Origin of the sequence: Breznakibacter xylanolyticus (assembly GCF_003254275.1) — a bacterium.
GTDB classification, from domain to species: domain Bacteria; phylum Bacteroidota; class Bacteroidia; order Bacteroidales; family Marinilabiliaceae; genus Breznakibacter; species Breznakibacter xylanolyticus.
Genome location: NZ_QKZK01000080.1, coordinates 1 through 1,887 on the forward strand (window position 1 = coordinate 1; position 1,887 = coordinate 1,887).

1 protein-coding gene is annotated in these 1,887 nt (G+C 44.3%); it reads right to left on the reverse strand.

What is annotated here, in order from left to right:
• Nucleotides 1-428: 428 nt before the first annotated feature.
• The gene (locus LX69_RS17370) at nucleotides 429-1,550 is read right to left on the reverse strand and encodes a universal stress protein (RefSeq protein WP_111447289.1); all 1,122 of its coding nucleotides are present in this window, start codon (nucleotides 1,548-1,550) and stop codon (nucleotides 429-431) included.
• Nucleotides 1,551-1,887 lie beyond the last annotated feature (337 nt).

Sequence of the window (1,887 nt, forward strand, 5' to 3'; positions counted from 1 at the left end):
ATACTTATGATTACCCACACAAATCAGAATAGAGCCGAAAAAGATGTCAGACAAAATGACAGTTGATGAGATGAAAACAGATGTTTAAATCCGTTCTCTTCGTCTCTTCTGTCTAATCGATCTGTCTGTCTTTAGTCTAATCATCTTCTTGTCGACGTTATAACTCTTTTGAGTTATATGTTTTTTTATTTGAACAAGGGGGAGCAAAGCTTCATCTGGTTGATTTAATAAATCAAAATAAAACTCTGTCTCCCAGTGTCTCCGTGTTCATTAAAAACTCTTTTATGAATCGCACTAACTTAACGACATTGATACTTGAATGCATTATTCAACCCTTAATTCGCATTAATATCCAATCATAAACATCCCCGACAAGGTTCAAAACCCTGCCGGGGATAAGCATTAACTAAATCACCAAATCTCCGCCCTCAGCGGGCATGAAATACCAACAAAGGTGTGGTACTGTGAAACAACATCCGCTTGGCAACACTGGGGTTGAACAAACGAGAAATAATGTTGCGTCGTCGTGTGGTCACACACAACATACTGATATCATTTTCTTTAATATACTTTTCTACCCCTTCCGAAAAATCGGTCGTATCAACCAGGTTGCACACCACCTTCGTCTCCTGATAACGTTTGCTCATATAATCGCGCAACCCCTGTATCCGAACCTCATCCCACCGACTCTTGAGCGATGACTCAAAATGAATGCAATGAATGTTCACCTGCAACGGCTTCACAATCACCTCCAACAACTCCAATGCCTTAAAATCTGACTCCTCAAAATTGGTCGCATACAACACATTGTTCATGTGTTCAATGCCCCGGTATGCAAAATCCTCAGGAATGGCTAACACCGGCACTCGTGCGGTCTCAATCACCTCGGCCGTCACACTCCCAATGAAATCGCTGCTCTTTTTGTCCTTGCCTCGCGTCCCCATCACAATCAACGTAGGACGATACAAGCGGGCATAACGCACAATCTCATCCTCTGCAACCCCCTTCGACAACATGGTTTTGAACGTCACCGTGGCCCCCGGACGACTTTTCACCTTCTCTGCCAATGCGTCCTTCAACAATTGCAAGTTCTTTTCCCCGCTATCCTTTAAGTCAACCGCCAACTCCTCCATGTTCACATCGTACATGTAAGCATCCGTAAACGGTAAGGCATTAATCACCGGATCAAAATAGGTGTGCATGAGGGTCAATTCGGCTCCCGTGACAATGGCCAAATCCAACGCTATTTCCGCTGCTTTGCGCGAATAATCGCTGAAATCGGTCGGCACCAATATACGAGCCTTCCCACTCTTCGACACCAAATCCCCGTCTTCCGCGACCGGCTTGGGCTTAAACAGGTTCTCAACCAGTCGCAGAGCGCTCTCCAAATCTTCCTCCCGAATACGAACCTTCACCCCTGCCGAGATGGCACCCTGCAAGATATTCGCATTTTGAATGAAACAGTCAATCTGATTGGCCTCCAAAACGGTTTTCACAATTTGTGCCCGCTCAAAGGAGTATGTTCCTAGTGTGATGATGTTTTCTGGCATGTCTTCTTGTTTTTAGTGGGTGATGATGATACGATACAAGCTCTCTCGAACTATCGTTATTTCCATTAAATTATCTTTAATATACTATATTTCAATGACGTATTCCAGCTCGAAAAGAGCCTATGCTTTAGCGCTGTGCATCGCCCGACGATGCAAGAGATGCCCATATTGAAAGCCCTGTTTTGAAAATCAACGAAGTCAATGGGCGTTAGCAATGTTCTTGTCCCATACATATTGATTGACTTGAGCCCTTCCTGGGCGGTTTAACATTTTAGGGGGTTACCCCAAGTAACATGATTCAACAATGAATTCCACTGAAACTTTCTTCCCCTCACCG